The organism is Candidatus Methylomirabilota bacterium (genome assembly GCA_035260325.1).
Classification (GTDB): Bacteria; Methylomirabilota; Methylomirabilia; order Rokubacteriales; family CSP1-6; genus AR19.
Genome location: DATFVL010000119.1, coordinates 1 through 9,650, shown reverse-complemented (window position 1 = coordinate 9,650; position 9,650 = coordinate 1). Strand labels below are relative to the sequence as shown.

At 70.2% G+C, this 9,650-nt stretch carries 10 protein-coding genes; 4 read left to right on the top strand and 6 right to left on the bottom strand.

Annotation, left to right across the window (positions count from 1 at the left end; all coding sequences use genetic code 11):
* Positions 1-62 precede the first annotated feature (62 nt).
* From VKG64_08055 to VKG64_08030, 6 genes are read right to left on the bottom strand one after another with little or no spacing between them, the layout of a single operon-like run.
* The gene (locus VKG64_08055) at positions 63-1,001 is read right to left on the bottom strand and encodes an ABC transporter permease (GenBank protein ID HKB24994.1); all 939 of its coding nucleotides are present in this window, start codon (positions 999-1,001) and stop codon (positions 63-65) included.
* Between the two features lie 33 nt (positions 1,002-1,034).
* Positions 1,035-2,696, bottom strand: coding sequence for an ABC transporter substrate-binding protein (locus VKG64_08050; GenBank protein HKB24993.1), 1,662 nt, complete (start codon positions 2,694-2,696; stop codon positions 1,035-1,037).
* On the bottom strand, positions 2,693-4,000 hold the full coding sequence (locus VKG64_08045; GenBank protein HKB24992.1) for an aminotransferase class III-fold pyridoxal phosphate-dependent enzyme: 1,308 nt from the start codon (positions 3,998-4,000) through the stop codon (positions 2,693-2,695). Before VKG64_08045 ends, VKG64_08050 begins: the two co-directional genes overlap by 4 nt.
* Positions 3,997-5,016 carry a zinc-dependent alcohol dehydrogenase family protein gene (locus VKG64_08040; protein ID HKB24991.1) on the bottom strand — a complete coding sequence of 340 codons (1,020 nt, stop codon included), beginning with the start codon at positions 5,014-5,016 and terminating at the stop codon, positions 3,997-3,999. The genes VKG64_08045 and VKG64_08040 overlap by 4 nt, the downstream gene beginning before the upstream one ends.
* A 20-nt stretch (positions 5,017-5,036) precedes the next feature.
* Positions 5,037-5,915, bottom strand: coding sequence for a CoA ester lyase (locus tag VKG64_08035; GenBank protein ID HKB24990.1), 879 nt, complete (start codon positions 5,913-5,915; stop codon positions 5,037-5,039).
* Positions 5,912-6,364: a MaoC family dehydratase gene (locus VKG64_08030; protein ID HKB24989.1), complete on the bottom strand. Its 453-nt coding sequence runs from the start codon at positions 6,362-6,364 to the stop codon at positions 5,912-5,914. Before VKG64_08030 ends, VKG64_08035 begins: the two co-directional genes overlap by 4 nt.
* 168 nt (positions 6,365-6,532) lie before the next feature.
* On the opposite strand from VKG64_08030, the gene VKG64_08025 reads away from it, so the two are divergent.
* The 4 genes from VKG64_08025 (at position 6,533) to lhgO (ending at position 9,645) form a co-directional block, all read left to right on the top strand.
* Entirely contained in the window at positions 6,533-7,645 is a 1,113-nt protein-coding gene (locus tag VKG64_08025) for a CsgG/HfaB family protein (protein HKB24988.1), read from the top strand.
* Between the two features lie 45 nt (positions 7,646-7,690).
* Entirely contained in the window at positions 7,691-8,014 is a 324-nt protein-coding gene (locus VKG64_08020) for an NIPSNAP family protein (protein ID HKB24987.1), read from the top strand.
* Positions 8,015-8,229: 215 nt separating this feature from the next.
* Positions 8,230-8,436, top strand: coding sequence for a type II toxin-antitoxin system HicB family antitoxin (locus VKG64_08015; protein HKB24986.1), 207 nt, complete (start codon positions 8,230-8,232; stop codon positions 8,434-8,436).
* Between the two features lie 6 nt (positions 8,437-8,442).
* Positions 8,443-9,645: an L-2-hydroxyglutarate oxidase gene (lhgO, locus tag VKG64_08010; protein ID HKB24985.1), complete on the top strand. Its 1,203-nt coding sequence runs from the start codon at positions 8,443-8,445 to the stop codon at positions 9,643-9,645.
* The last annotated feature ends 5 nt before the right edge of the window (positions 9,646-9,650 follow it).

Genomic DNA, 9,650 nt, shown 5'->3' with positions numbered 1-9,650 from the left:
ACCGCCACGGCCGCGGCAGCGTCTGCGGAACCGGAAGGGTCTGGACGGAATTCGCCACGCGCCTAGTAGCGGATCCTCGGGTCCAGCACGGCGTAGACGAGGTCCACCGACAGGTTCGTCACGACGATGATGCCGACGATGACCAGGTTGACTCCCTGAATCACCGGGTAGTCCCGCTGCACGATCGCTTCGACGAGGAACTGCCCCATGCCCGGGATCCCGAAGATCCACTCGATGATCACGGCGCCGCCGGCGATGGCGGCCACCTGGAGCCCCAGCACCGTCACCACCGGGATCAGCGCGTTCTTCAGCGAGTGCTTGAGCACCACGACACGCTCGCGCAGGCCCTTCGCCCACGCCGTCCGCACGTAGTCCTGCCGGAGCACTTCGAGCAGCATCCCGCGCGTCAGCCGCATGATCCCGGCGGCGGAGGCGACACCGAGGATGATCGCCGGCAAGATGAATTGGACGATGTGCGCCGCGGGGTCCTTCGAGAGCTCGACGAAGCGCGGCGGAGTCCACCCCCACCAGATCGCCGGGAGCAGGGTCACGAGGATCGCGGTGACGAAGGCCGGGATGGAGAGACCGAGGATGGCGGCGCTACGGGCGAAGAAGTCCAGCACGCCGTCCTGGCGGATGGCGGCGAGGACACCGATGGGGATGCCGATCACGATGGCCACGGCGGTCGCCATGACCCCGAGCGTGGCGCTCACGGGTAGCCGCCGCGCCAGCTCAGTGAGGACCGGCTGGCGGGTCCACAGCGACTCCCCGAAGTTCCCCTGTGCGATCGACCCGAGCCAGTCGAAGTACTGCACGTGGATCGGGCGGTTCAGTCCGAGCTTCGCGCGGAGGTCCTCGAGGTCCTTGCCGTACGCCTTCTCCTGGAGCATGAGCTGGACGACGTCGCCCGGGATCAGGCGCGGCAGCGTGAACACGATGAGCGATGCGATGAGCAACGACGGGAGGGCGACCAGCAGACGGCGAAGAACGTAGACACGCATGACGGTCCCGGATACCACCCGGGGCGACGCGGTCTACCTGTCGATCCACGCGGCCATCAGCCGCCCACCGTAATCGAAGCCGTTGTTCGGCATGTAGTTCTTGATGTGCGCGTCCCAGGCGGAGAGGATCTTGATCGATCCGTCCGGGCCGAAGAGCGCCTGCTCGCCGAGGTATCGCTGGATGTCGAACACGACCTGCTTGCGCTTGGCGACGTCGAAGGTGCGCCGCTGAAGCCTGATCATGTCCGTGAGCTTGGGATCGTTCACGCCCCAGACGTTGAGCGGCTGGCCGGGCATGAACCAGCGGTAGAAGTACGCCTCGGGGTCGGCCCAGGCGCCGCGCAGCCCGACGAACATGCCGTCGAACTTCCCGAAGATGGTGCTGGAGATGAACGCCCCGTACTCCTTGAGCTTCAGATCGGCGTCGATGCCGGCCGCCTTCCAGTTCTTGAGCGTGATCTGCACGAAGTCGTCGTAGTCGGGCCCGTACACCGTCGCGGCCGCCTCCGCCGAGGTCTTGAATCCGTTCGGGAGGCCGGCCTCGGCCAGCAGGCGCTTGGCCTCGGCGGTGTTGAACTCGTAGAGCTTGCGGCCCTCGGGTCCGAGCTGGTCGATCGGAATCGACCAGTCGGCGAACGCGGCGGGAACGGCGGGGTTGGGCGCCCAGTGGCCCTGCGAGAAGGCCAGGGACTCGAACACCTCGGCGAGGTTGCTGGCGCGCGCCAGCGCCCTCCGGACCCGGACGTCGTTGAACGGCGGGTTGCCGAGCTTGAAGCCGATGGCGCCGCTGGTGAACCAGGTGTACTCGGCGGTCTGGAGCCCGGGCTTCCGCTGCCGGGCCAGCGGCGCGTCGAGCCAGCGCACCGCGTGCTGGTACTCGGGGCCGAAGTCGGTCTTGCCGCTCAGCCACGCGGCCAGGCGTGAGGACGGATCCCTGTCGATCAGCACGTCGACGCCGTCCGCGTAGGGCAGCCTGGGGACGAAGTAGTTCGGGTTACGCACGTAGACAAGCTTGACGTTCGGCTCCCAGTGCTCGAGCATCCAGGGCCCGGTGCCGACGACCGACTCGACCTTCTTGAGGTCGCCGAACTTCTCCACGCATTCCTTGGCGATGATCCAGGTCGAGGTCGACGCCAGCAGGTCCAGGAACCAGGCGTTCGGCTCCTTGAGCGTGAACTTGACCGTGTGCTTGTCGACGGCCTCGATCTTGTCGACGTACTCGAGCACCGGCTTGTTGGGGTTGCCCGTGATCGTGAGGAACCGCTCGTAGGTGTACTTGACGTCGTCGGCCGTCAGCTCGCGTCCGTTGACCGGCGGCTTCGGATGCCAGCGGACGCCCTTCCGGAGCTTGAAGATATAGGTCGTGTCGTTCGTCTGGGTCCACGACTCGGCGAGGTCGGGCTCGACCGGATACGTCATCGGCTTGACGGACGGGCCCGCCTTCACCTTCACGAGCCGGCTGTAGACGAACGAGAGCGGAACCATCGTCACGAACGAGACCGTCTGGTGAGGATCGAAGTGGAGCGGGTCCGCCAGGAAGGTCAGGCGCAGGGTACCGCCCCGCTTGGGTGTCTGCGCCTCCGCGGCGCCTGGCCCCAGGTACGGGAGGACCGCGGCGCCCGCCAACGCTCCCGCCCCGACCTTGAGCAGCTCGCGCCGACTCGGGGAGTTCTCGTGCGTCGTGCTGGAAGTCATGGGGGCATCCTCCCGCCGGAGACGCCGGCCGCGAGCGCCGCCAGCGCCTGGTCGAAGACCTCGAGCGTCTCGTCGACGTCGCGGTCGGTGTGGGCGAGCGACACGTAGATCTTGTTGACCGCCTTCACCACGCCGCGCCGCAGCAGCTCCTGGTTGAAGCGCTTGATCAGCTCGCGGTCGGCGGTGAGCGTCGCCCGATAGTCCACGATCGGACGGTCGGTGAAGACGATGTCGAACACGGGCGGCTCGCCGCTCACCTGCGCGGCGAGCCCGTGCTTCCGCACGGCCGCGGCGAGGCCGTCGCGGAGCCGCCCGCCGGTCCGGAAGAGCCTCGCGTACGTGTCGGGCTTGCGCAATTCGGCGAGCGTCGCCAGGCCCGCGGCGCACGCGATCGCGTTGCCGTTGAACGTCCCCGCCTGCCACACGTACTCCGGCGTGCCCTCGAGCGCGGCGTCGAAGTGGCGCATGATCACCTTCGGGCCGGCGACGCACGCGAGCGGAAACCCGCCCGCGAGCACCTTGCCGAAGGCCGCGAGGTCGGGGACGACGCCGTAGAATTCCTGGGCGCCGCCGTAGGCGAAGCGGAAGCCCGTGACGATCTCGTCGAAGACGAGCGGGACCTCGTGGCGCCGCGTCGCCGCGCGGAGCCCCGCGAGGAAGCCCGGCGCCGGCGGGATCGTCCGCTGGTAGGGCTCGATGAGCACCGCCGCGAGCTCGTCGTGATGCGCGGCGATCAGCGCCTCGGCGGTCGGCAGGTCGTTGTAGGGCGCGACGAGCACCTCGCCCTCCAGCGCGTGCGGGATGCCCGCCGAGTCGGTCATGGGCGCCGGGAACGCCTTCGGCGAGCGCGGCGTCACGCTCATCAGCGCATAGTCGTGCGTGCCGTGGAAGCCGCCCTCGAACTTCATGACCTTCTCGCGCTTGCGGAACGCGCGCGCCACGCGGAGCGCGAAGAACGTCGCCTCGCTCCCGCTCGACGTGTAGCGCACCTGCTCGGCGCACGGCACCGCCCGCGTGATCTCCTCGGCCAGCTGGATCGCGGGCTCGTTGAGGAGGAAGTACGAGGTGCCGCGCGCCATCTGCTGCTCGACCGCCGCGACGACGGCGGGGTGCGCGTGGCCGAGGAGCATCGGTCCCGAGCCGAGGAGGTAGTCGAGGTAACGGCGGCCGTTCATGTCCCAGAGGTACGCGCCGCGGCCCTCCCTGACCACGAACTCGAGGCCGGGACCGCTCCGGTGGCTCCCGAGCACGCCGCCGGGCAGCACGCGCGCGGCGCGTCGCAGCAAGTCGTCTTGGTCTGTCATGAGTGGGGCGATGATACTCGAGAACGCGAGCCGGTCAAGAGCACTCCCGAGCCCGGGAAGCCGCCGTGCTTCAGGAGCTCGAGCGCCCGGTTCGCGTCCGGGAGGTCGAACGCCGTCGTCTCCGGGCGGATCGGGATCCGCGCGGCCTCCGCGAGCAGCTCTTCGCCGTCGGCGCGCGTGTTCGCCGTCACGCTCCGCACCTGACGCTCGTGGAAGAGCTCGCGCGCGTAGTCGAGCGCGGGCACGGGCGTCATGTGGATGCCGGCCAGGGCGAGCGTCCCACCCCGCGCGAGGTTCCGGAGCGCGACGGGCACGAGATCCCCCGCGGGCGCGAAGATGATCGTGCCGTCCGCCGGCGCGGGCATCGCGTCGCGGACGTCGCCGACCCACGCGGCGCCGAGGCGGCGCGCGAGCTCACGCCGCGAGGCCCCGCGCGTGCACACGTAGACCTCCACGCCGCGGGCGCGCGCGACCTGCAGCGCGACGTGCGCCGACGAGCCGAAGCCGTAGATGCCGAGCCTGCCGCCCGGCCGGACCTCGGCGCGCTTGAGCGCGCGGTAGCCGATGATGCCGGCGCAGAGGAGCGGCGCCGCCTCGGCGTCGGTGAAGGCTTCAGGGATCCGGTACGCGAACGCCTCGGGGACGACGGCGTAGTCGGCGAACCCGCCGTCGGCGTGCCAGCCGGTGAACTCGGCCCGCTCGCAGAGGTTCTCACGGCCCGAGGCGCAGAAGCCGCAGGCGCCGCAGGTCGCGCGGAGCCAGGCGATGCCGACGCGCTCGCCGGCCGCAAAACGCGTGGCGTCGCGGCCCGCGAGCTCCACGCGGCCGACGACCTGGTGGCCGGGCACGATCGGCGAGCGGACGAGCGGCAGGTCGCCCTCGACGACGTGGAGGTCGGTCCGGCACACGCCGCACGCCAGGACGCTGACGAGGACCTCGCCCCGCGCGGGCTCCGGGACGGGCCGTTGCTCGAGCCTGAGCGGCCGCGTCTCGATCGGCGCCTGGGCGGCGAGCACCAGGACTCGCGCGCGCGTGGCTATTCTCCCGCGCGAGCCAGCAGTTTCTTCGCGCCCGCGAGGTGCGGCGCGTCCACCATCCGGCCCCTGAACGTGAACGCGTAGACGCCGCGGCGCGCGTGCTCCGCGAACGCGGCGACCAGCTCGCGGGCCTCGGCGACAGCCTCCTTCGAGGGCGTGAAGGCGTCGTTGATCACCGGGACCTGGCTCGGGTGGATCGAGATCTTGCCGGTGAATCCCATCGCGACCGCGTCCTCGCACTCGCGCCGGAGGCCCGCGAGGTCGGCGATGTCGGTGTAGACGGTGTCGAGCGCCTCGACGCCCGCGGCGGCCGCCGCCACGGCGCACATGACGCGCGCGTGACGGGGAATGTCGAGGTAGCGCCCCTCGGCGTCCCGCACGCGGGCGAGCCCCATGGCGGCGCCGAGGTCCTCGACGCCCCAGGAGATGGCCACGACGCGCGGCGACGCCGTCGCGACCTCGCGGATGTTCAGGAGCCCCTCGGGCGTCTCCGTCGCGATCAGCGTGAGCCGCGTCGCGCCGTGGGGGATCCCGTGGCGCTGCTCGAGGCGGTCGAGCGCCTGGGCGATCTCGCGCACGTCGCCGGCGTGGCGCGGCTTCGGCACCACGTAGCCGTCGGGCCGCGCCGCGATCGTCGTCTCCAGATCCTCGCGGCCGAGCGGGCCCGAGATCGGATTCATCCGCACCCAGCGCTCGCGGCCGCCGAACGCGCGGCCGCCGAGCCACTCCGCCACGATCGGGCGCGTCGCCGCCTTGCGGTCGGGCGGGACCGCGTCCTCGAGGTCGAGGATGAGGCCGTCGGCGGGCAGCGTGAGCGCCTTGGCGAGCATCTTCTCGTTGCCGCCCGGGACGAAGTGGAGCGAGCGCCGGCGGCTCACGCGGTCTTCCTCCGCATCATCGCGTTACGGCGCGCGACCATGACGACCTCGCCGTGCTGGTTCCGCGCTCGATGCTCGAAGGTGACGATGCCCCACTGCGGACGCGACTTCGACTCCCGCTTGCCCACGACCTCCGTCTCCGAATAGACGGTATCGCCGTGGAAGACCGGCCTGGGGAATTCGACCTTTTCGAACCCGAGATTCCCGACCGTCGTGCCGAGCGTCGTCTCGCCGACCGAGAGCCCGACGGCGATCCCGAGGGTGAGGAGGCTGTTGACGAGCGGCTTGCCGAACTCGGCCTTCGACGCCGCGTGGAAATCGAGGTGCAGCGGCTGCGGGTTCATGGTGAGGCAAGTGAAGAAGACGTTGTCGGCCTCGGTGACCGTGCGCCCGGGCTGGTGCTTGAAGGTCTGTCCCACCTCGAGCTCTTCGAAGTACTTGCCCGCCATCGCCGCTCCTCCTCGGTGGCGTGATGGTATATCCAATCGAGCCGCGGTCACAAACCCACACATTGATGTCGTCGCGGCGGTGTGTCAGGCTCCGCTGCGATGTCGAGATCACGCCCACGGGGCAGGGGGGACGCCGCGTCGGGGGTCCGGCTCACCGGAGCCTGGCTCGTGGCGCTCGGATGTGTCCTGAGCGGCTGCGCCCAGCTGGAGCAGCCCGGGGGTCCGAAGCGGGAGGCGACGACCGAGCACATTCCGGGCATCGCGGCCGTGCAGGCCGAGGCCTACGACGGCCCGAAGGCGCGGATCGCCGTCAAGGACTTCGAGGACAAGATGTCGAGCACGGGCGTCTACCGCGCCGAGTACGGGCGCGGGATGCGCGACATGCTGACGACGGCGCTCTTCCAGACGAACCGCTACATCGTGCTCGAGCGCGAGAAGCTCGAGGGCGTGATCCAGGAGCTCCGGAGCGGGACCTCCGACCTCCACCGGCAAGAGGCGACGGTCCCGCTCGGCGAGCTGGAGGGCGCGGAACTCCTCGTGACCGCGGCCGTCACGGGGTTCGATCCCGGCACCTCGGGGGGCGGCATCACGATCGGCGGGATCCCCGGCGGATTCGGCTCGATCCTCGGCGGCCTCGGGTACAGGAAAGCCTCGATCGCGATGGACCTGCGGGTGATCGACGTCCGCACCGGGCGCATCGTCGCGGCGACCAGCGCCCATGGCGAGGCGACGACCGTCGCGGCCGGCGTCAGCGGCCCGATGGGCGCCGGCCTCGGCGGCTTCGCGAAGACGCCGATGGAGACGGCGGTCCGCGAGATGATCAAGAAGGCAGTCGACTTCGTCGTCGGCAAGACGCCGGGCGTCTACTATCGCCATAGCACGACGAGCGGCGCGGCGCCGGCGGCGCCGAAGGCCGTGGCCCCGATCCGCACCGACCGCGACCCGAACGTGGTCGCCCGGCTCACGGACGCGACCGTCCGGGGTGCGGTCCTCACGGTCGTGGTCTCGCTCACGCTGGACGGGAGCAAGGCGCAGTCCGAGAAGCTCGAGCTCGTGCCCGGCAAGAGCCTCCTGCTCGACTACGCCACGGGCCAGACCTACGCGGTGATCAGCGCCGACGGGTTCACGTCGGGCCAGCTCAAGGCGGGCGACGTGAAGACGCTGCGCGTGACGTTCAGGGCGCCGCGGAGCGCGCGGGAGGTCGCCGTGACGCTCTCCGGCCTCGGGACCTTCGACGACGTGAGGCTCGCGCCGGCCACGGGCGGGAGAGAAGCGCCGTGATGCGGTATCATCGCCGTCCATATTCCTGAGAGGAGGCATCATCCCGTGATCTACGAATACCGCGCGTACTACGTCATGCCCGGCCGCATGCCCGACATCCAGAAGCGCTTCGCCGAGGTCACGATGAACCTCTTCAAGAAGCACGGGATCCGCGTCGTCGGCTTCTGGGAGACGGTCGTCGGCGAGTCGAACGAGCTCGTCTACATCTGCGCCTACGACGACCTCGCCCACCGGCAGCGGGTGTGGGCGGCGTTCATGGCCGACCCGGAGTGGCAGGCGGCGCGGAAGGCGAGCGAGGTGAACGGCCCCCTCGTCGAGCGCGTCGTCAACAAGATCTGGAAGCCGACGAGCTTCTCCCCGCTGCAATAGGACGATGTCGCAGCGCCGCGCTGTATCGTATTCGGGACTTCCGCCGCGAGGCTGCAATGCGTTAGAAGATTGCAGTGAAGGTCAGCGAGATCATCCGAATTCTTCAGGACGACGGCTGGTATCTTGATCGTGTAAAAGGCAGCCATCGAGAGCGACCTCGCGCCGGGAACGCTCAAGAGTATTTTGAAACAGGCACAAATCGAGGAACGTCACTGATGCGATACGGAGTGGTGATCGAGAAGGCCAAGAGGAACTACTCGGCGTACGTCCCGGACCTTCCTGGATGCGTCGCCACGGGACGCACGGTGCGAGAGGTCTCTCGCGAGATCAGAAGGGCCGTGCGCTTCCACGTGGAAGGGCTCAAGAAGGAGGGCCTCCGGGTGCCTCAACCGACGACGATCTGCGATTATGTGGAGGCGTAGCGTCCAATGACCCACGACGTCGCGATCATCGGGGGCGGCATCGTCGGCCTCGCGACCGCGCGGGCGCTCCGCGAGCGGGCGCCCGGCGCGCGCCTCGTGATCCTCGAGAAGGAGCCGAAGCTCGCCGCGCACCAGAGCGGCCACAACTCGGGCGTGATCCACTCGGGGATCTACTACAAGCCGGGCTCGTACAAGGCGCGGCTCTGCGTCGAGGGCAAGGCCCTGATGTACCAGTTCTGCGAGAAGCACGGGATCCGCGTCGAGCGCTGCGGCAAGGTGATCGTCGCGACGACCGAGGCCGAGCTGCCGCGGCTCCAGACCCTCTACGAGCGAGGCGGCGCGAACGGCGTGCCCGTGGAGCTGCTCGAGCCCGCACGCTTGCGCGAGCTCGAGCCCCACGCCGCGGGCCTGCGCGGGATCCACTCGCCGTCCACCGGCATCGTGGACTACGTGGAGGTCGCCCAGGCCATGGCGCGCGAGCTCGCCGCCGCGGGCGTCGCGATCGAGACGGGCGCCCGCGTGACCGCGATTGCGCGGACGGGCGACGGTGTCGAGCTCGCCGCCACGCGGCTCACCGTGAGGGCGCGGCGGCTGGTCAACTGCGCCGGGCTCTACTCCGACGTGGTCGCGCGCCTCGCGGGCGCGCGCCCGGAGGTGCGGATCATCCCGTTCCGGGGCGAGTACTACATGCTCCGCCCGGAGCGCCGCACGCTCGTCCGGGGCCTCATCTACCCGGTCCCCGACCCGGAGTTCCCCTTCCTCGGCGTCCACCTGACGCGCACCGTGCACGGCGACGTCGAGGCGGGACCGAACGCGGTCTTGGCTTTCGCCCGCGAGGGCTACCGTTTCGCGCGCGTGAGTCCGCGCGAGCTCGCCGGCACCCTCGCCTACCGCGGCTTCTGGGCGATGGCGCGCCGCTACTGGCGGATGGGGACGTACGAGGTATACCGCTCGCTCAGCAAGCCGGCCTTCGTCCGGGCGCTCCAGCGCCTGGTGCCCGACCTCCGCGCGGAGGATCTGGCGGCCGGCGGCGCCGGTGTGCGCGCCCAGGCGGTGAGCCCCGACGGCTCGCTCGTGGACGACTTCCGCATCGTGGCCGGGCCCGACGCGATCCACGTCCTCAACGCGCCCTCACCCGCGGCGACGGCGTCGCTCGCGATCGGCCGCCACGTCGCGGGGCTCGCCGCCGAGACCTTCGGACTCCCGTAATTCCG

Excerpts from the sequence above, each read along its gene's own strand:
- VKG64_08055 (HKB24994.1), bottom strand. The coding sequence starts at position 1,001 with ATGCGTGTCTACGTTCTTCGCCGTCTGCTGGTCGCCCTCCCGTCGTTG.
- VKG64_08050 (HKB24993.1), bottom strand. The coding sequence starts at position 2,696 with ATGACTTCCAGCACGACGCACGAGAACTCCCCGAGTCGGCGCGAGCTG.
- VKG64_08045 (HKB24992.1), bottom strand. The coding sequence starts at position 4,000 with ATGACAGACCAAGACGACTTGCTGCGACGCGCCGCGCGCGTGCTGCCC.
- VKG64_08030 (HKB24989.1), bottom strand. The coding sequence starts at position 6,364 with ATGGCGGGCAAGTACTTCGAAGAGCTCGAGGTGGGACAGACCTTCAAG.
- VKG64_08015 (HKB24986.1), top strand. The coding sequence starts at position 8,230 with ATGCGATACGGAGTGGTGATCGAGAAGGCCAAGAGGAACTACTCGGCG.
- lhgO (HKB24985.1), top strand. The coding sequence starts at position 8,443 with ATGACCCACGACGTCGCGATCATCGGGGGCGGCATCGTCGGCCTCGCG.